General features: G+C 70.6%; 18 protein-coding genes and 1 pseudogene. 5 read left to right on the top strand and 14 right to left on the bottom strand.

Features of this window, described 5'->3' with window-relative positions; translation table 11 throughout:
* Positions 1 to 170 precede the first annotated feature (170 nt).
* Positions 171 to 455, bottom strand: coding sequence for a helix-turn-helix transcriptional regulator (locus tag AB0Q99_RS26905; RefSeq protein WP_363575968.1), 285 nt, complete (start codon positions 453 to 455; stop codon positions 171 to 173).
* Positions 456 to 854: 399 nt separating this feature from the next.
* On the opposite strand from AB0Q99_RS26905, the gene AB0Q99_RS26900 reads away from it, so the two are divergent.
* Both AB0Q99_RS26900 and AB0Q99_RS26895 read left to right on the top strand, forming a co-directional pair.
* Positions 855 to 1,412, top strand: coding sequence for a YbjN domain-containing protein (locus tag AB0Q99_RS26900; RefSeq protein ID WP_363575966.1), 558 nt, complete (start codon positions 855 to 857; stop codon positions 1,410 to 1,412).
* A 287-nt stretch (positions 1,413 to 1,699) separates the two neighbouring features.
* Positions 1,700 to 3,217, top strand: a complete 1,518-nt coding sequence (locus tag AB0Q99_RS26895; protein ID WP_363575964.1) for a PLP-dependent aminotransferase family protein — start codon at positions 1,700 to 1,702, stop codon at positions 3,215 to 3,217.
* Here AB0Q99_RS26895 and AB0Q99_RS26890 read toward each other — a convergent pair.
* The 10 genes from AB0Q99_RS26890 to AB0Q99_RS26845 all read right to left on the bottom strand — a co-directional run bounded on the left by AB0Q99_RS26890 (position 3,159) and on the right by AB0Q99_RS26845 (position 13,114).
* Positions 3,159 to 4,622: a UbiD family decarboxylase gene (locus tag AB0Q99_RS26890; RefSeq protein WP_363575962.1), complete on the bottom strand. Its 1,464-nt coding sequence runs from the start codon at positions 4,620 to 4,622 to the stop codon at positions 3,159 to 3,161. The genes AB0Q99_RS26895 and AB0Q99_RS26890 overlap by 59 nt on opposite strands.
* Positions 4,619 to 4,969 (bottom strand): chorismate mutase, encoded by a 351-nt coding sequence (locus AB0Q99_RS26885; protein WP_363575960.1) that lies wholly within the window; start codon positions 4,967 to 4,969, stop codon positions 4,619 to 4,621. The genes AB0Q99_RS26890 and AB0Q99_RS26885 overlap by 4 nt, the downstream gene beginning before the upstream one ends.
* Positions 4,966 to 5,313, bottom strand: coding sequence for a cupin domain-containing protein (locus tag AB0Q99_RS26880; protein ID WP_363575958.1), 348 nt, complete (start codon positions 5,311 to 5,313; stop codon positions 4,966 to 4,968). The genes AB0Q99_RS26885 and AB0Q99_RS26880 overlap by 4 nt, the downstream gene beginning before the upstream one ends.
* Positions 5,314 to 5,435: 122 nt before the next feature.
* A complete protein-coding gene (locus AB0Q99_RS26875; RefSeq protein ID WP_363575956.1) occupies positions 5,436 to 6,119 on the bottom strand; it encodes a flavodoxin family protein in 684 nt (227 codons plus the stop codon).
* A gap of 70 nt (positions 6,120 to 6,189) precedes the next feature.
* A complete protein-coding gene (locus AB0Q99_RS26870) occupies positions 6,190 to 7,494 on the bottom strand; it encodes a TrpB-like pyridoxal phosphate-dependent enzyme (protein ID WP_363575954.1) in 1,305 nt (434 codons plus the stop codon).
* 50 nt (positions 7,495 to 7,544) lie between these two features.
* Entirely contained in the window at positions 7,545 to 8,786 is a 1,242-nt protein-coding gene (locus tag AB0Q99_RS26865) for an MFS transporter (protein ID WP_363575952.1), read from the bottom strand.
* Positions 8,787 to 8,813: 27 nt separating this feature from the next.
* A complete protein-coding gene (locus AB0Q99_RS26860) occupies positions 8,814 to 10,031 on the bottom strand; it encodes an ATP-grasp domain-containing protein (protein WP_363575950.1) in 1,218 nt (405 codons plus the stop codon).
* 56 nt (positions 10,032 to 10,087) lie between these two features.
* Entirely contained in the window at positions 10,088 to 10,846 is a 759-nt protein-coding gene (locus AB0Q99_RS26855; RefSeq protein ID WP_363575948.1) for a phenylalanine--tRNA ligase beta subunit-related protein, read from the bottom strand.
* A 175-nt stretch (positions 10,847 to 11,021) separates the two neighbouring features.
* Positions 11,022 to 11,609, bottom strand: coding sequence for an aminodeoxychorismate/anthranilate synthase component II (locus AB0Q99_RS26850; RefSeq protein WP_363575946.1), 588 nt, complete (start codon positions 11,607 to 11,609; stop codon positions 11,022 to 11,024).
* A complete protein-coding gene (locus tag AB0Q99_RS26845) occupies positions 11,606 to 13,114 on the bottom strand; it encodes an anthranilate synthase component I family protein (RefSeq protein WP_363575944.1) in 1,509 nt (502 codons plus the stop codon). Before AB0Q99_RS26845 ends, AB0Q99_RS26850 begins: the two co-directional genes overlap by 4 nt.
* A gap of 267 nt (positions 13,115 to 13,381) precedes the next feature.
* Here AB0Q99_RS26845 and AB0Q99_RS26840 point away from each other — a divergent pair, with 267 nt between their 5' ends.
* Entirely contained in the window at positions 13,382 to 14,782 is a 1,401-nt protein-coding gene (locus tag AB0Q99_RS26840; protein ID WP_363575942.1) for a PLP-dependent aminotransferase family protein, read from the top strand.
* A gap of 62 nt (positions 14,783 to 14,844) precedes the next feature.
* Here AB0Q99_RS26840 and AB0Q99_RS26835 read toward each other — a convergent pair whose 3' ends face one another.
* Positions 14,845 to 15,465, bottom strand: coding sequence for a hypothetical protein (locus AB0Q99_RS26835; protein WP_363575940.1), 621 nt, complete (start codon positions 15,463 to 15,465; stop codon positions 14,845 to 14,847).
* Positions 15,446 to 16,045, bottom strand: a complete 600-nt coding sequence (locus AB0Q99_RS26830) for a helix-turn-helix domain-containing protein (protein WP_363575938.1) — start codon at positions 16,043 to 16,045, stop codon at positions 15,446 to 15,448. Before AB0Q99_RS26830 ends, AB0Q99_RS26835 begins: the two co-directional genes overlap by 20 nt.
* Before the next feature lie 156 nt (positions 16,046 to 16,201).
* Between AB0Q99_RS26830 and AB0Q99_RS26825 the strand changes: the two are divergent.
* Together AB0Q99_RS26825 and AB0Q99_RS26820 are read left to right on the top strand one after the other, a co-directional pair.
* A pseudogene (locus tag AB0Q99_RS26825) lies at positions 16,202 to 16,945 on the top strand (aminotransferase class I/II-fold pyridoxal phosphate-dependent enzyme); the annotation flags it as partial.
* 159 nt (positions 16,946 to 17,104) lie between these two features.
* Positions 17,105 to 18,118: a DUF4365 domain-containing protein gene (locus AB0Q99_RS26820; RefSeq protein WP_363575936.1), complete on the top strand. Its 1,014-nt coding sequence runs from the start codon at positions 17,105 to 17,107 to the stop codon at positions 18,116 to 18,118.
* A gap of 49 nt (positions 18,119 to 18,167) precedes the next feature.
* Here AB0Q99_RS26820 and AB0Q99_RS26815 read toward each other — a convergent pair whose 3' ends face one another.
* Positions 18,168 to 19,223 (bottom strand): DUF4365 domain-containing protein, encoded by a 1,056-nt coding sequence (locus AB0Q99_RS26815; RefSeq protein WP_363575934.1) that lies wholly within the window; start codon positions 19,221 to 19,223, stop codon positions 18,168 to 18,170.
* Positions 19,224 to 19,477 lie beyond the last annotated feature (254 nt).

Here is a 19,477-nt window from a genome sequence, read left to right as displayed (position 1 = left end):
CTCCCGATCTGCCGCTCCCGTCCGTTCCCGGCGGACGGGAGCGGCCCCGCGCCGGATGGGCGGGAGCGGCCCCGCGCCGGATGGGCGGGAGCGGCCCCGCGCCGGATGGGCGGGAGCGGCGGGAGCGGCGGGAGCGGACGGCGGACGGGCCCGGCCCCGCGCCGGTTCACTCAGTCGGCCGCACCCCTCCGCTGCCGCCGCCTCGACCGGTCCCGCCGGCTGCGCGCCAGCCGGTGCAGCTCGGCCGCCTGCGCCTCCGGCAGGTTCCAGGTCTGGGTCAGCAGCCGCAGCGTCGAGACCCGCGGGCAGGACACGCCCCGCTCCAGGTCGCGGATCGACCGCACGCTCAACCCGGTCGCGTCACCCAGCCGCTCCTGCGTCATCCCCCGGTCCAGCCGGATGGTCCGCAGCAGCGCCCCGAGCGAAGCGCCCTCCCCCGTCACCGTTCCGTCCATGCTCTTTCCCCCTCGACTCGGAACCTCTCAACTTGCCCGTACGGAACGGGCTTTGTGCGAAGAGAGTTCCGTCGCACGCTAACCGCATCCGGCCCGGACGGCAGGCGAACCCGCGCGCCGGGCGCGTGACGTGGCTCACTCCGACCCGGCCGCGCGACCGGCGCCCCCGCCCCGGACACCCTCCGTCACCGACGCCCCGCCCGGCCCCCGTCCGGACCCCTCCCGAACCCTTCCCGATCACCTCCCGAGCGCCTCCGAACACCCCCGAACGGCGCCGGAACGAAGATCGACGCGCCCCCGGGTGCCCCTGTGAGCGGACGCCCGGATGAGGCAGGATGGGAGGTGGAAAGGGCGGCCTCTCATTGCCGGCCACCACGTGCACTGAGGAAGAGGACCCCCATGAGCATCGACCCGTCGTCCATCCCGTCCTTCGGCGCGCCCCAGGGCGGCCGGCCCGGCGGCCAGGGCGGAGGACCGGCCGGTCCGCCGCCGATCATCGTCCCGGACCAGAGCCTGGTCACCCAGCTCCTCGACCAGATGCAGCTCAAGCACGTCGTGGACGAGGAGGGCGACCTCACCGCCCCCTGGGAGGGCTTCCGCGTCTACTACATGTTCCGCGGCGAGCAGAAGGAGCTCTTCGCGGTGCGTGCCTTCTACGACCGCGCCTACCCGCTCGAGAAGAAGGGCGAGATCCTCGACCTGATCGACGAGTGGAACCGCGAGACCCTCTGGCCCAAGGTCTACACCCACACCCACGAGGACGGCGTGGTCCGCCTGATCGGCGAGGCCCAGATGATCGTCGGCACCGGCGTCAACCTGGACTACTTCGTGACCACCACCGCCAACTGGACCCAGGCCGCGGTCGGCTTCGAGCAGTGGATCGTCGAGCGCCTGGGCCTGCAGAACGAGATCGAGGGCGAGGACGGCGAGGCCCCCGAGGACACCGACGAGGCCTGATCCCGCCCCGGCACCACGGCTGCGCCCCGGCAACGCCCCGGGCGCCGTCCGGTACGGCCCGCCACCGCGCTCGCGTCGGTGGCGGGCCGTAGCCGTCCCCGCACCGCCGTCCGTAGCCGTCCCCGCACCGCCGGCGCCGCCCCACCGCCCCCGTCGGCGCCGCCCCCGCCGTCCGCCCCCGCGAGGAGTCGCGTTCACGTCACCCGGCAGCGCTCCGCGCGCCCGCGCCCGCACGAGCCGTGCGAAACTCGGCGCACATGGGGGAGCGCGACTGCGGAGGGGAAACCGTGGGATCGTCGGAGCTGCTGATCGTCCTGGACCGGGACAGTTCGACGCCGCTGCAGCAGCAGGTGTGCGACGGGATCACCGAGCTCGTGGGCTCCGGCCGGCTGCGCCCCGGCGAGGCCGTCCCCGCCTCCCGGGAACTCGCCCAGCAACTCGGCGTCTCCCGGACCGTCGTCCTGCGCGCGTACGAGCTCCTGCGCGCACACGGTCTGCTGACCGCCCGCCGCGGCTCCGGCACCAGGATCGCCGAGCTCGCCCACGACGACGCGCGCAGGCGCGAACACCGCCCCGTCCGCACGGCGCTCGCGCCCCAGCCGCCCCGGGCCACCGACGGCGGCGACGCGCTGTGGCAGCCCTGGGAGCCGCCACCGATGCGCCAGTCGGGCGCGGAGCTGGACTTCCGGCACGGCACCCCGGCCCTCGCCAACTTCCCGGTCTCCCGCTGGCGGCAGTCCCTGCACGAGGCGTACGCCCGGGCGGACGCCGCCGCGCTGGGCTACGGCCCGGCCGAGGGCTCGCCCGCGCTGCGCGCGCAGATCGCCACGCTGGTCCGGCAGAGCAGGGCGCTGGACGCCACACCGGACCACATCCTCGTCACCAGCGGCGCGACCCAGGCGCTGGACATCCTGGTCCGCCTGCTGGTGGGCCCCGGCGACGTGGTGGTGATCGAGGACCCGAGCCACACCGTGCTGCGCCAGGTCTTCGGTTCCTCCTCGGCCACCGTGGTGCCCGTCCCGGTGGACGAGGAGGGCCTGCGGGTCGCGGACATCGACGAACGCGTCCGGGCGCACGGCCAGGACCCGGCCCGGGTGCGGCTCGTGTACGTGACGCCCTCGCACCAGTTCCCGACCGGCTTCATCATGTCCGAGGCCCGGCGGCACGCCCTGCTGGCGTGGGCGCGGCAGCGCGGCGCGACCGTCCTGGAGGACGACTACCACAACGAGTTCACCTTCGCCTCCGAACGGCTGCCCGCCCTGGCCGCCGCCCGGCACCACGACACCGTGGTCTACGTCGGCAGCTTCAGCAAGACCGTGTTCCCCGCGCTGCGGATCGGCTACGCGATCCTGCCGCCGCGCCTGGTGCAGCCCTTCCTCGGCATCAAGTGGATCACCGACCGGCTCACTCCGACGATCACCCAGGAGGCACTCGCCCACTTCATCGCCACCGGCGCGTACGGCCGCCACGTCAGCCGGATGACCAGGCTCTACCGGCAGCGCCGGGCCTGCCTGCTGGACGGCCTCTACGAGCACTTCGGCGCCGGGGTGCGGATCTCCGGCGCGGCGGCGGGCCTGCACGTCCTGGTCACGCTCGCCGACGCGCGCGGGGTGGCCGAGGACGAGATCGTCCGCCGGGCCGCGGCCCGGGGAGTGCGGATATACCCCGCCTCGGGGTACTTCGTGCAGGGCCCGCCGACCGAGCCCACCTTCCTGATGGGGTACGCGGCGCTGCCCGCCGCCAGGATCACCGAAGGCGTGGACCTGCTGGCGTCGGCGGTGCGGGAGGCTGCGGCACCTCGGTGAACCGGGCGCGGCGGAAGCGGTGCCGCTGCGCGTACGGGACGGTGCAGTCGAAGACGGCCTTGGCGGTGCGGCCGTCCGCCGACAGCGCCGGGGAGTACTCGGCGGACTGGGTCGGATCGAGCGGGAAGCCCTCCCGGTCCGGCAGCACCACCAGGTCCCGGTCCGCCTGCAGCCGGGTGGTCATCGCCCACCACAGGTCCTGGTCGGATTCCAGGTCCACGTCCTCGTCCACCGAGACGACCAGCTTGGCCATCCGGAAGTCCTCGAGGACCGTCTGCGACGCGTTGCGGACCACCTGGTCGTCGGCGGAGGACTGTTTCGGCTCCCACTGGAGCACCACCATCAGCTGCCCGCCGCCGGCGGTGTGGCAGTGCACCGCCCGGATCGGAGCCCCGTACCGCCGCAGCCGGCCGAGGACCGCGGCCTCCATGCCGAAGCCCAGCAGGACCGACTGCTCGTGCCCGGGCCCGGACACGGCCTGGAGGATCGCGCCCCGACGGGCGGACACCCCGGTGACCCTGATGGTCGGCAGGGAGGGGTGCGCCCGCCCCTGGTAGCCGAGGAACTCCGGGGTGGCGGCCGCTCCGGCCGGGTTCTCCGGCAGCCGGTCCGGGAGCAGCTCGCCCTCCAGGACGTACTCGGCGTGCGCGATGTACTCGGCGTCGACCGTCCTGCAGGGCAGCAGCTCGATCGGCGCGCCGGCCAGCGCTCCGGCCACCGCCAGCTCGTCCATCCCGGTCGGGACGAGCGAGGTGGGGCAGCAGGAGGCGAGCAGCACGGCCGGTCCGAGGCCGAGGTGGATCGCCACCGGCAGGGTCCGTCCGGCGCGCAGCGCCGCCTGGTACGCGAGCTCCAGGTCCCGGCCCGGCACCATCCAGATGGTGAGCAGGTCGGGGCCCTGCACGCACATCCGGTGGATCGACAGGTTCCGGACCCCGGTCTCGGGATCGGTGGCGAGCACGGCACCGAGGGTCAGGTACGGTCCGGCGTCCTCGTCGGTGAGCACCGGCACGGGCAACGCGGTCAGATCGGGCGGGTACGCGGTGCGGGCCCAGCGGCCCTCGTCGGCGGCGCGCACCGGCGCCACCGGCGCGGCCACCGCGTCCAGCAGCCGGTACGGCAGCTCGGCGGGCCGGGCGCCGAGCAGCGCCGCCGCCCGGCGCCGGGTCCCGTACAGGCCCATCAGCACGGCCCGGGCCCGGCCCGCCTCGGGGGTGACCTGCTCGAAGAGCACGGCCGGGCCGGGAGCGGTGGGCGGCGGCGCCGGGGTCCCGGCCCACTTCGCGTAGTGGGAGGAGACCCCGAACCGGGCCGGGACCTCCTCCCGCACCCGGACCAGTTCGCCGGGCATCAGGTCGAGCGCGGCGAGCGCGCCGCGCAGATCGGCCGGCCGGCGGCGGGTCACGGGCCGTCCCCGCGCTCGGCGGCCCGCCGCTCCTCCAGCCGGACCAGCTGCATCCGGGTCAGTTCGTCGATCAGGGTGCGGTAGGTGGCCTCGGCGATGTCGGCCGGCATCCCGTGCTCGGCGGCCAGGCCGCGCACCTTGGCGATGACCTGCTCGACCCGCGCCGGGGAGCGGACCGTCTCCTCGTCGCGCTTGAACTCGGTCAGGGTCCGCACCACGTGGGTGCGTTCCGCCAACAGGGCGATGATCTGCCGGTCCAACGAGTCGATGGACAGTCGGAGTTCGTCGATCAGGGCCGCGCCGTCCGGGGACGGCGCGGCCTGGTCGAGACCGGGGTTCTCGGTCACGGAGTGGGCACCACCTGGTCGATGACGTACACGACGGTCGGCTCGCCCTCCGAGCCCTGCGAGCGGTGCCGCTCGCCGTCGGGGATCACGAAGCCCATGCCGGGGCGGCAGGGCACCGAACGGTCGTCGAAGTGGATGGTGAACTCCCCTTGCAGCACGTAGCCGTGGTGGCCGCGCAGGCACCACTCGTGCTCGTCGAAGCCGGCCGGCAGCTCCATCAGCCGAATCCGGAGCCCCTGGGTGTAGGCGATCTTCACCCGGCCTTCGGCACCGGGCTTGGTCCACTTCTCCCAGGGGATGTCGTCGAAGTCGATGCCGACCAAGGTGGCGGTCTCGCTGGTCACGGGTCTCCTCAACGCGTTGTGGATCGGAACGTCTTGTGTCGCGTCGTGCGTCACGCCGTGCGCCACGCCGTGCGCCACGCCGTGCGCCACGCCGTGCGCCACGTCGTGCGTCACGCCGTGCTTCAGTGGGTGTCGCCCGCGCCGGCCAGCAGGCGCAGCGGGCGGGCGGTGCGTTCGTTGCGGTCGTCCGGAGGCAGGGCGGGCTTCCCGGTCGCGGCCTGGTGGCTGCGCAGCAGGTGGATCATGTCGACCATCCGGTGGACCATCCGCTCCAGCGCCTCCAGTCCCTCGGTGTCCTGCAGTTGGGGCTCCGGCGAGGTGTTGTGGAGCAGCGCCGGGAAGCCGCTGCCGACCAGGATCATGCGGTTGAGCAGCAGGTTGTCGACGATCTGGTTGTGCACGGAGGCGTCGCTGTACCGGCGGCCGGTGACGATGATGCCGCCGACCTTGTTGGCGAGCGGGCGCTCGAACCGGAGGAAGCCGACCCCGGCCCGTTCGATGAAGATCTGCATCAGATGCGCCAGGCCGAAGCCGTGCACCGGCGCCGCGTAGATGATGCCGTCGGCCTCCTTCATCTTCTCGATGATCGCCGACATGTCGTCCCGCAGCTCGCAGGGTGTCGTCCGGAGGTTGCAGTCGCCGCACGGGCTGCACGGCGAGATGAGGTGATCGCGCAGGTGAATGGTGCGGAACTCGGCGTCCCGTTCGCGGACCAGCCGGCCCGCGTAGTCGAGTGCCAGGTCAGTGTTGCCGCCGGCCCGTTCGGAGCCGGATATGCCGAGGATGATCGGATATGGCGCTTGCACTTCCCCCCCTGATGGTGATCTCCACCTGCGACGGCAGGCGGCTGGTGTCCTCTCCTGCCCGCCGGGCCGGTCAGTCCTCGAGCTTGCCGGCGAAGTAGTCGAGGTACGCCTGCATGTCGAAGTGGCCGTGCCCGGAGAGGGTGAACAGGATGCTCTTGGACTCCCCGCTCTCCCGGCAGGCCAGCGCCTCGTCGATGGCGACCCGCACCGCGTGGGTGGACTCGGGGGCCGGCACGATGCCCTCGTTGCGGGCGAAGGTGACGCCGGCCTCGAAACAGGCGGTCTGCGGGACGGCTCGGGCCTCCAGGTAGTCGAGGTCCTTGAGCGCGCTGACGATGGGGGACATGCCGTGGTAGCGGAGTCCGCCCGCGTGGATGCTCGGCGGCACGAAGTCGTGGCCGAGGCTGTGCATCTTGGCGAGCGGGGTCAGGCCCGCGGTGTCGCCGAAGTCGTACTCGTAGGTGCCCTGGGTCAGCGAGGGGCAGGAGGACGGCTCGACGGCGATGGCGCGGACCGAGCGGCCGCCGCGCAGCTGCTCGCGCAGGAACGGGAGGGCGAGCCCGCCGAAGTTGGAGCCGCCGCCCGCGGCGCCGATCACCACGTCCGGGTAGTCCTCCGCCAACTCCATCTGCAGGACGGCTTCCTGGCCGATGATGGTCTGGTGCATCAGGACGTGGTTCAGCACCGATCCGAGCGCGTACTTGGCCTTCCCGCCGCTGTTGATCGCGGCTTCGGCGGCCTCGGAGATGGCCAGCCCGAGGCTGCCGGTGGCGTTCGGGTCGGCGGCCAGCGCGGCCCGGCCGGACGCGGTGAGCTCGCTCGGGCTCGCGTTGACGGTGGCGCCGAAGGTCTCCATCAGAGCGCGCCGGTAGGGCTTCTGCTGGTAGCTCACCTTGACCATGTAGACCTCGCAGACGAGGCCGAAGTACGAGCAGGCGAGGGCCAGCGAGCTGCCCCACTGTCCGGCGCCGGTCTCGGTGGTGAGCCGCTCGACTCCGGCCTTCTTGTTGTAGTACGCCTGCGGGACGGCCGTGTTCGGCTTGTGGCTGCCGGCCGGGCTGACGCCCTCGTACTTGAAGTAGATCCGCGCCGGGGTGTCCAGCGCCCGCTCCAGTCGACGGGCCCGGACCAGGGGGGCCGGTCGCCACTGGCGGTAGACGTCGAGGACGGCACCCGGGATGTCGACATCGGTCCGGGTGCTGAACTCCTGCTCGATCAACTCCGGCGGGAACAGCGGCCCCAGGTCGGCCTCGGTGACCGGCTCCCGGGTGACCGGGTGCAGCATCGGCGGCAGCGGCTTGGGCAGATCCGAGACCACGTTGTACCAGGTGGTGGGGATGCGGTCCTCGGGCAGCAGGAACTTGGTGGTGGACATCAGCACTTCCTCAGGGTGTGAGCGTTGCGCCGTACTCGGTGAAAGCGGTGTCAGGCTCCGGAGCGGACGGCGTCGGCCGGTCCGGGTTCGGTGGAAGCTGCGGGTCCGGCCGGTGCGCCCTGGGCCGGGGCCCGGATGCGCAGCAGCGCGAAGACGGCGATCCCGACGAGCGGGGTGACCAGCATGGTGTGGAGCACCGGCCGGGTGCCGTGGGCGTCCCAGACCAGGCCGAGGCCGACCGGGACGACCAGCCGGGCCAGGCCCAGCACGAAGCCGTTGAGCGCCATGAAGCGACCGACCCGGCGCTCGTCGACGTGGTCCGCGATGTAGGTGGGGACGACGACCGAGGCGATGATCTCGCCGAGCGTCCACACCACGGTGGAGAGCAGCACGGCGGCCAGCGAGAACCCGAAGTCGAGGATGCCGAGCCCGAGGGCCCAGAGCGCGCCGGCGATGAGCAGCAGGGTCCTGGTCCGGAAGGCGGGGATGCGCTTCTCGACGAACAGGCCGAGGCTGACCACGACCACGCTGTTCACCGTGTAGACCAGGCCCACCAGGCCGGCGGAGGCGTTCAGCACGGTGGTGACGGCGAGCGGCAGCGCGTACTCCAGGCCGATCAGCGGTGCCACGTAGAAGAAGGACGCGAGCACCAGCCACAGCACGTGGCCGTGGCCGAGCGGCCCGGAGCGCTTGTCGGCCTTGGGCGCGGTGCCGCCGGTGCGGGTGTCGCGGGGCACCCAGATCCAGATCACGGCGGTGCACAGCAGGCCGACCAGGATGTTGACCGCGAACATCACGTGGTACGAGTACGCGGCGGCCACCCCGCCCAGCAGCGGGCCGATGCCCATCCCCAGGTTGTTCCCGATGTAGCTGACCGTGTACGAGAACGGCCGTTGCTCCGGGGTGGCCAGGTCGGCGATCAGGGTGTTGGCGGCCGGGCTGAACATGCCCATCCCGACCAGCGCGACGAACAGCAGCACCGCGTACGTCCACGGCGGCCCGTCGAACACCGCGAGGCCCAGGTAGCCCGCCGCGTTCAGGAGCAGCGCGGTGACCAGCGCGGTGCGGCGCCCGCGCAGGTCGCACAGCGGTCCGCTGAGGACGCTGCCGACCAGCAGGCCGGTCGAGCCGATCGAGATCAGCAGGCCGGCCTCGGCGGTGCTCAACTGCTTGCCGCGCACCAGGTAGACGGCCAGCAGCGGGAAGACGAACATCCCCGCCCGGTTGACGAAGGATGCCAGGAAGAGCACCCGCAGTGGGAGCGGCAGTTCTTTGAACCGGGTCAGCCACATCGGGCCGGCCTCCTCTCTGGCGTGACGTCAGGCCTGTTCGGTCTCGACCCGGAAGGAGTCCCGGATGGTCTTGAAGCGTGCGAGCACGTCGTCGTAGTCGGTGCCCTCGCAGACGTACCAGCCGAGCACGTCGTTGGAGGCGACCGGCGGGGCCAGGACCTCGCCGACGCTCTTCCAGACGTCCGCGTCCAGCACCTTGTCGAGCGCCTTCAGCTCCTCCGGCGTGCTGATGTCGGTGATCCGCCCGTACCTGCCGGAGGTCAGGTACTCGGTGCCGATCTCGGGGCCGAGGCGGGCGTCCGTCCGGTGGTCCGGGTCGAGTTCGAGCCGGGCCCACTCGCCGGCCAGGTTGATGCCGCGCCCGGCCTGGACGGCCGGGACGATCGATCCGCCGCCGGCCCGGGCGCCGACCTCGCCGAAGACCACCTCGCCGTCGTCCAGCAGGAAGAACTCCGCGTGCGCGACACCGGTGCGCATCCCGAAGCCGCGCAGCACGGTGGCGTTGAGCTCCAGGATCCGCTGTTCCGGCGGGGTGAGGTCGTACTTGCGGGAGATCGTGCCGCCCGGCTCGTCGCGGTACTCCAGCACCGAGTAGGTGTACCGGGAGAGCTGTTCGAAGACCACCTCGCCGTCCCGCAGCAGCGAGTCGACGTGGAACTCGGTCCCGTGGACGAACTCCTCGACCCGGTACTCGTGCCGGTCGTCGCCCATCTCCTGCCAGACCTCGGACAGCCGGGTCCGGTCGTCCACCCGGTAGGTGCTGCCGCAGGCCCAGCCCGCGTACGGCTTGATGACCACCGGGTAGCCGACCCGGTCGGCGAACTCCTCGACCACTCCGAGGGTGTCGGGACGGCAGGAGCGGGCGACCCGGACGCCGAGCTCCTCGGCCCGGGTGTGCATCACGTTCTTGTCGCGGAAGTTGATGGCCTGATCGGGCGTCAGGCCAGGGATCGCGTGGTCCCGGCGGGCCCGGGCGGCCGGCAGCACGTCCCCCTCGAACAGCGGGAAGATCCGCTCGATCGGGTACTCGGCCACGATCGCGTCCACGGCGGCGCGGAAGGCGGTGGTGGACTCCAGGTCCGCCCGGTGGACCGGCAGTCCCTCGGTCTCGGGGGCCTGCTCCCCGGTGGGCATCAGGACGACGGACCGGACGCCGAGTTCGGCGGCGGCCGCGACCACGTTGCGGAACTGGGCCAGGTACCGGCCGGCGGCGGGCCGGTAGACGATCAGGATCGAGCGCTTCATTCGGTTTCTCCTGGAATTGGCTTGGCGCCGGCCTCGCACCGGGCCCGGACGGGGCCCTAGTTGACGGAAGCGGCCGACTCGGCGGCGAACAGCTCGGCCCGCGGCACGGAGGCATCCAGGACCAGGGGCTGCCGGCGCTCGGCGCCGAGGCCGTCGAGCGCCCCGGCGAGGCGGGTCAGCGCCCGTTCCACGTCCTCCCGGCCGCCCTCGTGCACCGCCTCGACGGTGATCACCAGCCGGCGGTGGCCGACGTCGGTCTTGATGACGTCGCTCTGCCGCCAGTTCCAGCGCCGCGAGTGGGCGCGTCCCAGGCCGTCGGCGTAGACGACCTCCCCCGGCTCGGGGTGCTCCGCGGCCTCCGGTGCCCCGAGCGGCAGGTACCGCTCGTCGCCGTGCGCCCGCCGGACGGCCAGCTCGCCGGTGATGTCGCCGACGTCGCACGAGGCGACGGGCAGCCGGCTGCCGAGCGAGACGCCGTTGCACAGGTCCACCAGCGAGTTGATCCGCGGCAGCCGGTCGCCCTTGGCCACCCTGCGCAGCAGCGACTCCGCGGCGCAGGGGAAGCGGTTGGGGTTGGCGCCGACGGTGCGGTAGGCCTCGCGCCAGGCGTCGATGGCGGGCAGCGCCGAGACGTCGGACTTGCCCAGTCGGGCCCGGTGGAGCTCGTCCTCGGCGTCCGTGAGCAGGGCGTCGACGGCCTCGGCCCCCTTGACGACCTCGACCGCGGGCACCGCGATCAGGCCGAGCACGTAACCGGGTACCAGTGCCAGCAGGCCGTCGTCGATGGAGACGTCGAGAGTGCCGGTCCGGTCCATGATGCGGGTCCTTTGCGCCTGGGAACTGATGACGTGTCCGACGGTATTGAGGAAGTGCGGTTCCGGCTGTGGCCAATTCCCGGGCATCCCGTGGTGCCACTTGCGCGTGAGCGGTCAACTCCGGAGCGGGTGGGAACCACCCGGGGCGGAACCACCGCCGCTGACGGCGCCCGCGTCAGTGGGCGACGAGCCGACTGCGCACCCGGTCCAGGAAGTTGTCGAAGAGCCGCAGGCCCTCCTCGGTCATGGCGCTCTCGGGGTGGAACTGGACCCCCTCGACGTCGAGCGTGCGGTGCCGCACGCCCATCACGTAGCCGTCGTCCAGCGAGGTCGCCGTCACCTCCAGTTCCGGCGGCAGCGGGTCGGTGACGATCAGCGAGTGGTAGCGGGTGACGGTCAGCGGTGCGCGGACGCCCGTGAACACCCCCGCCCCGTCGTGCTCCACCCGGCTGGTCTTGCCGTGCATCAGGTGTTTGGCGACGGCGATCCGCCCGCCGTAGGCCAGGCCGATCGCCTGGTGCCCCAGGCAGACGCCCAGCAGCGGCACCCGGCCCGCGAACGCGTGCACCAGATCGACGTGCCCCGAGGCGGCCGGGTGGCCGGGGCCCGGCCCCAGGACCACCGCGTCGGGCTGGTCCGCCAGCAGCTGTTCGACCGATCGGGTGCGCGAGCGGACCACCTCCGTCCGCGCCCCGAGGGTGAGCAGGTACTGGTCGATGATGTGGCTGAAGCTGTCGTACGCGTCGACCAGCAAGACCTTCACGGCAGCAGCTCCTGTCCGGTCAGCGCCCAGTGGGTGGCGCTCAGTTTGGCCAGCGTCTCGCGCCATTCGGCGGCCGGCTCGGAATCCGCGACCACGCCCGCCGAGGCCTGCGTGGTGTACCGCCGTCCGTCGTGGACGGCGGTGCGGATGCACAGCGCGAGGACCGCGAAGCCGCGCACGTCCACCAGTCCGAGTGCCCCGGCGTAGATGCCCCGGGGGCTGCGTTCGAGCTCGTTGATGATCTCCATGGCGCGCAGCTTGGGTGCGCCCGTCATGGTGCCCGCCGGGAAGGTCGCGCAGATCGCCGCCCAGACGTCCGTCCCCGCCCTGACCTCACCCGAGACGGTGGAGACCAGGTGGTGGACGTAGGCGAACGGCTCGACCTCCATCATCGTGTCGACCGCCAGCGTGCCGGGCACGCAGACCCGGCCGATGTCGTTGCGGCACAGGTCGACCAGCATCACGTGCTCGGCCTGTTCCTTGGCGCTCTCCCGCAACTCGTCCACCCGCAGGGCGTCCTGCGCGGGATCGGCCGCGCGCGGCGCGGTGCCCGCGATCGGCCGCATCGAGATCCGGCCGTCCTGGATCCGCACGAACAGCTCGGGGCTCGCACCGATCACGGTGCCGCCGGCCCAGGGCGCGAGGTACATGTACGGAGAGGGGTTGCGGTGCCGCAGCCTCCGGTACACCTCCAGCGGGGTCAGCGGCGTCTCGACCTCGATGCGGTGGCCGATCTGGATCTGGTAGCTGTCACCCACCTCGATGTGGCCGAGGCACCGTTTCGCCAGGGTGCCGAACGTCTCCTCGTCCATGGTGTCCCGGACGGACACCGGCGCCGGCGCGGCGGGTACGCCGGCCTCGTGGCCGGAGGCCGTCGCCTCGGCCAGGACCTCCGGGGGCAGGCCTCCCGAGCCGGCCGGCAGGTGTTCTCCGCGTGCGGTCAGGTGGCGCACCGCGCCGCTGCGCAGGTCGTGCCAGACGGTGTCCCGGAACAGCGTCAGCGTGCACCGCGGCAGGCCCGACTCGGCCTGGTTCCGCGGGAGTTCCTCCATGTCCCAGGCGGCCTCGTAGGCCAGCGTGGTGAGGAAGCCGAAGGCGAAGGTGTCGGTCGGCACCTCGGTGTCGACGGTGAACGCCGCCTGGGCGGCGCGCAGGACGCGCCACACGTGCTGCGGGCCCGCGACGTCCCACACCCGGGTATCGCCGGACGCGGTCCGGGCCCGGGTGTCGTCGGACGCGGTCCGGGCCGGACCGGCGACGGCCGAGACGGCGGCGGCCAGGACGGCCCCGATCCCTCCGTCGGCCGTCAGCTCCACCCGGTCCGCGAAGACCCGCAGCTCCGCGAGGCGCCCCCAGCCGATGACCGTCGCGTTCCGGTCCTGGTCCGGCCCGTCCAGGCTCTCCAGCAGGTAGAGGTCGTGCTGCTCACGGGAACGAGCGAGGGCCTGATAGAGCCTCAGTTGGTCCACCGCCGGGAGGCTGGTGGAGATCACCCGAACGGACATACTTGTTACTGATGAGTTGTGCACGTTGCGTGAGCCCTTCTCACCTGCCTGGCCCATGTCCCCTGCCAGGTGGACGACTTCGGCTGGGCCGACGCGCCGTCCGCGCACTGATTCCGACCCCGCATCCGCCAACGCCGGCCGCCTCTCCGGCGGCGCATCCGTTCCCCCCTTGCGCCTCCCGCGCCTGGCGAATGCCTGTGTGACATGAGTCCACCAAACGTGTGAATGTTCGGTCCATACCACTTCGACAGTCGGAGAGCAGACCACTTGTCCTGGCATCTGGCCCTCAACGTTGACCGCACCTCGCGCCCGGCCCTGGCCGTCCAGGTGCGCAACTCGGTTCGCTGCCTCATCGAGGACGGTACGCTCCGCCCCGGCACCCGGATCCCTTCCAGCCGGCAGCTCGCCAACGACCTCGGGGTGTCGCGCAGCGTCGTGGTGGAGGCGTACGAACAGCTTTCCGCCGAGGGCTACCTGACGACCCGTCGGGGCTCGGGCACGACCGTCGCCGCGGACGTCGACGGTGCGACACCGGCCGGCTCCGCCCTCACCGCCGACCACGACCCGACCGAGGCCGCCTGGGACCTGCGGACCGGCACCTCCAACGTCCTGGCCTTCCCCCGGAAGGAGTGGATCCGCTGCGTGACCGCCGCGCTCAGCAACGCCAACCGTCACGAACTCGGCTACTCCCCGCCCGCCGGGGTGCCGCTGACCAGGCGCATCCTGGCCGGGTACCTCGGCCGGGTCAGGGGCGTCCGCACCCGGCCCGAGGACCTGATGGTCACCGCCGGCTTCGCCCAGGGACTGGCCCTGCTCTGCCGGGTCCTCAGCGACCGCGGCCACCGCACGCTGGCCGTGGAGGACCCGGGCCACCCGGGCGAGTGGGAGTTCATCGCCAGCGCCGGACTGCGCCCGGTCGGCATCCCCGTGGACGCCGAGGGCCTGCGCGTCGACCTGCTCGAACGCAGCGGGGCCCGCGCCGTCCTCACCACCCCCGGTCACCACTTCCCCACCGGCGCGCGCCTCAGCCCCGGGCGCCGCGAGAGCCTGATCGCCTGGGCCCGCGGGGTGGACGGCTACGTGGTCGAGGACGACTACGACAACGCCTATTCACCCCGTTCCGGCCAGCCGCCGGCGTTGCAGATCCTGGCGCCCGACCGGGTGGTGTACGCGGGCAGCGCCAGCAAGATCCTGGCCCCCGCCCTGCGACTGGGCTGGCTCGCCGCCCCGTCCGAACTCATGGCCTCCATCGAGCACTTGCGCGCCGGCTGGGACATCGGCTGCTCGGGCCTCGAACAGCTCGCCTTCGCCCACTTCATCGACACCGGCGCCCTGGACCGCCACCAGCGCAGGCTGCGCGCCGAGTTCCACAAGCGCCGCGATGTGGTCCGGCAGGAGACCTCGCAGCACCTTCCGGGGGCCCGGATGCTCGGCGGCGACGGCGGGCTGCAGGCGTACGTCGAACTGCCCGCCGAACTCGACGAGGACCTGGTCGTCCGCGCCGCCCGGACACGGTCCGTGCTCGTCCGCGGCGGGCGGTTCTACACCCTCGCCGACACCACCCGCCCTCCCGCGCTCGTCCTCAGCTACGCCACGGTCGGCGGCCCGGGCCTGGCCCGGAGCATCGCCGAGATCGGGGTCGCGTACCGGGAGATGCTGCCCGGGTGACGCCCGGCCGCCGCCGGGGTGGCGCCGGGGTGTTCCCGACGTGCTCCTCCCGGACCCGGCGCTCAGGACTGGTCGGCGAGCCGGCAGCGCCGACCGCGCACGGTGAGGAGTCGGGCTCCGGCCGTGCCGACGACGGCGAACAGGCTGACCGCGTAGCAGAGCGACTTCAGGCCGTTGACGGTGCTGATCGCCACGGCCAGCCCGTCGAAGCGGGTGGGGTAGCTCAGCAGGAGGGCGGTCAGACCGAGGTCTTCGAGCAGGTTGAAGGCCACGGCCGCGAGCGGCACCACGACGAAGGCCGTGCGCAGCCGGCGGCCGGCCCGGGGCACCGCCCAGCGCAGGGTGATCGAGGCGAACGCGGCGAAGGACGTCATGAGCGGCAGGTCGAGCAGCAGGATCAGCAGGTGGTCCCGGCGGCCGTCGGCGCCGTACGCACCGAGCCAGCTGTAGGCGGTGTCGGCGCTGTAGCCGCCGCTGCGGGGATCGGCGGCGTTGCGGGCGCCGAGCAGGTTGAGGATCCCGACCCCGTGCGCGTCGTAGAAGCGGGTCGTGGCGACGAACATCACCGTCATCACGGCAGCGAAGCAGGCGAGGGCGAACAGCGCGTTGCGCCCGCTGACCAGGCTCGAGAAGCGCCCGGGGCGCGGGCGTCCGGGACGGGTGTCAGTGGTCGTCGACGGCACGGGGGTGGCTCCTCACGGCGGCGAGTGCCGCCTCCTCGATGATGTGGTCGTGCGCGGTGCCGGTGAGCAGGTCCAGCGCTCCGGCCCGCGACAGGGTGGCGACGGTGATCGGCTGCAGGACGCAGCCCGCGAAGACGGCCGCCAGCAGGTTGGCCGGCCCGTCCCTGACCTCCCCCTCCCGCTGCGCCTGCGTGATCAACCGCTCGATCACGTGCAGCGGGTAGGCACTGCCCTCGGGCAGCCGGGGCATCAGCGAGCCGGTGTTGTACAGGGCGAACAGGAACGCGTGCGGCCGCCTGCGGTAGGCCGCCAGCATCGCGCGCACGACGCCGGCCAGCCTCTCGACCGCCGTACCCGGCCCGTCCGCGACGGCGCTGAGCGCCAGCGCGTACCCCTGCACGGCCTCGGTGTAGAGCTCCCGGGCGATGGCCTCCTTCGACGGGTAGTGCCGGTACAGCGCCGCCTCGGAAACCCCGGCCCGCTCGGCGATGTGCCGCGTCCGCGTCGCGTCGTAGCCCCGCTCGGCGAAACAGGCGAGGGCCGCGGCATGGATCGCCGGCCGCTGGCTCGTTCGAGCCATCACACACCTCCAAAGTGAATGTTTACTTACTTTGACCCCGAGACACCCGCCTGTCAAGGATCTTGCCGCCGCCCCGCCCGCCCGCCGCGCCGGGTCTTGGCGTCCGTCACCCGACCCTGGAGGATGGCCCTGACGACGAGCCGTGAGGAGCCGCTGATGGGTACGAGGCCGCTGCTGAACCGCAGGTTGGCGGGGATGGGCACGACGATCTTCGCGGAGATGTCCGCGTTGGCCACGGCCACCGGCTCGATCAACCTGGGACAGGGGTTCCCCGACACCGACGGGCCGGAGGAGATCCGCGAGGCGGCGGTGCGGGCGTTGCGGGAGGGCCACGGCAACCAGTACCCGCCCGGCCCCGGGATCCCCGAGCTGCGCACCGCCATCGCCGAGCACCAGCAGCGCTTCCACGGCCTGACGTACGACCCGGACACCGAGGTGCTGGTCACCGCCGGCGCGACCGAGGCGATCGCCGCCGCCCTGCTGGCCCTGCTGGAGCCGGGCGACGAGGTGATCGCGTTCGAGCCCTTCTACGACTCCTACGCCGCCTGCATCGCGATGGCCGGCGCGACCCGCCGCCCGCTCACCCTGCGGGCCCCCTCGTTCCGCCCCGACCTGGACCAGCTGCGCGCGCTGATCACCCCGCGCACCCGGCTGCTGCTGATCAACACCCCGCACAACCCCACCGGCACCGTGCTGACCGCCGACGAGCTCGCCACCATCGCCGAACTCGCCGTCGAGCACGACCTGTTGGTGGTCACCGACGAGGTGTACGAGCACCTGGTCTTCGGCACAGCCGCCCACCACCCGATCGCCGCCCTGCCCGGCATGCGCGAGCGCACCGTCACCATCTCCTCGGCCGGCAAGACCTTCTCGTACACGGGATGGAAGGTCGGCTGGGTCAAGCCCTCTTCGCCTACCTATTCATTGGCTAGCTGAGCACGACCCGCTGTCTCCCCACCTGGTGGTCATCAAGCTCAGGTTGGCGAGCCGGTACTCCACAAACTCATCCCGCTCGTCAGTGGCGCTAAGTAAGGTGTCGGTGACCAGGGAGGGGGTCACATGGCATCTGTCCGACCAAGTCGGCGAGTCGAGCGGGCAGGCGTGAACGCGCTACGCACCCTCCTTGAAGACCACGAGCACATCGTCCAGGAGATCGACGGTGGCAACGATCACGGCGAAGACATGCATGTGCTCCTGACTCGCAACGGCCGTAGGACAGGACACGTAGTCGCGATCCAGGTCAAGAGCGGCAAGAAGTACAAGCGGGCCAATGGGTATGCCATTCCCGTAGAGGATCACTATCACGACTGGAAAGAAAGTCGAATCCCGGTCCTCGGAGTGGTACACGACATGGAATCTGGCCGCCTCTTCTGGGTGAACCTTACACGCCGACTTAACCTTCCCGGAGAAGCCCCAAAATGGGTCCAGATCCCCGCCGATTCCGAACTGGCCACGGAAAGCATCCGAGGATTCGTCGCAGAAATTGAAATGTACATCGATAGTGAAGGGATGAGAATTCGCGGGGCCACGAAAGAGGAGACATTCGCAGGAGCCGCCCAAGCCCGACTCGGCAAATATGAGCCCAGGTCGACAGACGTCGCCAACCCTCTCTATGAGGGGATGGCCGAGATTGCGCTACGACACGAAGACAAGATCAAACGCTTCGCCCGCGAGTACCTACGGATCATTCCCCTGCTGATCCTCGTAGGGATCATGATCTTTGAGTATCCCTACCAGGTGCGCTTCGTAAATAATTACGGTAGTGGCGTGCCGCCAACCCCATGGATCATGGGCCTCTATAGCTTCATCTTCTACATGGCCCTAACCCTCTTCTTTGAGTTTCGCGCCGGGAGGCTGCCAGCCAACACCGGAAGGTTCTTCGGGCTGATTGTCAGCAACTTTCTCTGGCTGCCATTGATTGATGACGGAAAAAGCGAATCATGGTGGGGAACCACATGGATTATTGCAGGAGCGTTGGTGCCATCACTCGGCCTAAAGTTGCTGTTCGCCAGCTATATTCGCGCCGCCATGGACAGGCGCCGCGCAGCGAAAGCGCGCACCCCTGAAAGGTGAATCGCAACTCAATTCGCGCAATACACGGATACCGACGCCTGCGCGAGAACTAGTCGACATCCCCTGGAAGACCCTTTGGGTACGCTGCGCGCAACCTCCTCCTTCGACCGGATTCCTTCTCGGCATAGAAGGCCCCAAGACAGAGGATCAGCGCCTGAGCGATCACCGGCATCATCCAGACAAATACCTGACTGAACATTGAATTGACCGGCCATGCGGCAATTTCTTCACCCACTCCCACATACCATCCGCAAGCCAGGAGAAGGTGGGCCGACCAGGAGATCAATCGGGCTCTTTTCCGCTCAGGATCCGTGCTGCCCGCCCTGTACAGATAGGCCACAGCCCCATAGAACCCGATCAGCCAAATCCATCCATTCCACAGCAAACCGTCATCCTCGCGAGCCGCGGCCTTATACAAGCCCGGCCCCGCCATGATAAATGCGCAGATTAAGACAATAAAGAAAGACACTTTGACCGCTTGACTATCGAAACGGGGATGGCGTTCACGAAAGTCAACGGAGGCAACCCCTAGCTCATACGGAATCCCCCCGATCGGCACCTCGGCAACTGCCCTGTGACTGCCGAGCCGCCGCACCGCACGTCCGATCACCTGCGGAAAGGTCCTTGGGGCATATGGCATTGCCCCGTCACGCGTCTCTATAAAGCGCGACACGCTGGCTACGAAATGAGCCACGGTGGTCGCGTCAAGGATTTCAGTCTCACCAATCGGAACGCTCTTCGGAGTCTCACCCCGACCAACCCGTTCCAGGAGGTGTTCGGTCATATTAACCCAGAACAGCTTGCGCAGCTCCGGGTCATAGACAACACCGATCACTGGAATCCGGCTCAGGGTCCAATCTCTGAGATGATTACGGCATGGAATTCCGTATCCGACGGGTCGCCTATAAGCTCCGCCACTCTTCACCTGGACAGCTACGATCTCGCCTGTCCGCTCCCCTAGCCTGGTGAAGCTCAGGTAGCAGTCCTCACCTTGGTCATTCCCCCCATCGATTTCTTGAACGATGTGACCCGCAGACTCCATCAACGAGCGAAACTCGTTTACCCCGGCCCTTTCGGTGACCCTTGTGGCGCGTACCTTGGTCATCCCAGCTCCCCCTCAGCTACTGCTCTGACTGGTGCCGCAACGATGTGGGCATCTCCATCAGCACTGCTCGGAAAGTAGGTATCGCGCAGCAATTCCCGGCTTCCACAGCATCGCGGGCTGCAGCTCACGTCGCACATTAGCTCGCTTGGCAGGCATGCAGAGATGGTACTCAAGTAGACTGACAATCAAGGTTTTGGGTCGACTGCGGCAACCCGATTCGGCCATCCCCCAGGCTCATAGAGGTACCCCCGTGG

It is taken from the genome of Kitasatospora sp. NPDC086791 (assembly GCF_040685975.1).
Lineage (GTDB): Bacteria > Actinomycetota > Actinomycetes > Streptomycetales > Streptomycetaceae > Kitasatospora.
The sequence above is the reverse complement of the archived record's forward strand: the minus strand, read 5'-3'. Positions and strand labels throughout refer to the sequence as shown.

Coding starts and splice junctions, on each gene's coding strand:
- AB0Q99_RS26905 (WP_363575968.1), bottom strand. CDS start 455: ATGGACGGAACGGTGACGGGGGAGGGCGCTTCGCTCGGGGCGCTGCTG.
- AB0Q99_RS26900 (WP_363575966.1), top strand. CDS start 855: ATGAGCATCGACCCGTCGTCCATCCCGTCCTTCGGCGCGCCCCAGGGC.
- AB0Q99_RS26870 (WP_363575954.1), bottom strand. CDS start 7,494: ATGTCCACCACCAAGTTCCTGCTGCCCGAGGACCGCATCCCCACCACC.
- AB0Q99_RS26865 (WP_363575952.1), bottom strand. CDS start 8,786: ATGTGGCTGACCCGGTTCAAAGAACTGCCGCTCCCACTGCGGGTGCTC.
- AB0Q99_RS26860 (WP_363575950.1), bottom strand. CDS start 10,031: ATGAAGCGCTCGATCCTGATCGTCTACCGGCCCGCCGCCGGCCGGTAC.
- AB0Q99_RS26855 (WP_363575948.1), bottom strand. CDS start 10,846: ATGGACCGGACCGGCACTCTCGACGTCTCCATCGACGACGGCCTGCTG.
- AB0Q99_RS26845 (WP_363575944.1), bottom strand. CDS start 13,114: ATGTCCGTTCGGGTGATCTCCACCAGCCTCCCGGCGGTGGACCAACTG.
- AB0Q99_RS26830 (WP_363575938.1), bottom strand. CDS start 16,045: ATGGCTCGAACGAGCCAGCGGCCGGCGATCCATGCCGCGGCCCTCGCC.
- AB0Q99_RS26820 (WP_363575936.1), top strand. CDS start 17,105: ATGGCATCTGTCCGACCAAGTCGGCGAGTCGAGCGGGCAGGCGTGAAC.
- AB0Q99_RS26815 (WP_363575934.1), bottom strand. CDS start 19,223: ATGACCAAGGTACGCGCCACAAGGGTCACCGAAAGGGCCGGGGTAAAC.